Origin of the sequence: Pelorhabdus rhamnosifermentans (assembly GCF_018835585.1) — a bacterium.
GTDB lineage: Bacteria > Bacillota > Negativicutes > UMGS1260 > UMGS1260 > Pelorhabdus > Pelorhabdus rhamnosifermentans.
Genome location: NZ_JAHGVE010000174.1, coordinates 1 through 242, shown reverse-complemented (window position 1 = coordinate 242; position 242 = coordinate 1). Strand labels below are relative to the sequence as shown.

The window sequence follows — 242 nt, the reverse complement described above, 5'->3', positions numbered from 1 at the left end:
AAGGAGCGCCGGACTACCGGGGTATCTAATCCTGTTTGCTCCCCACGCTTTCGCGCCTCAGTGTCAGTTACAGACCAGGAAGCCGCCTTCGCCACTGGTGTTCCTCCATATCTCTACGCATTTCACCGCTACACATGGAATTCCACTTCCCTCTTCTGCACTCAAGATGACCAGTTTCCAATGACCCTCCACGGTTAAGCCGTGGGCTTTCACATCAGACTTAATCAACCACCTGCGCGCTC

1 rRNA gene is annotated in these 242 nt (G+C 54.1%); it reads right to left on the bottom strand.

Features of this window, described 5'->3' with window-relative positions:
• Positions 1-242, bottom strand: a 16S ribosomal RNA gene (locus Ga0466249_RS26245); the annotation flags it as partial.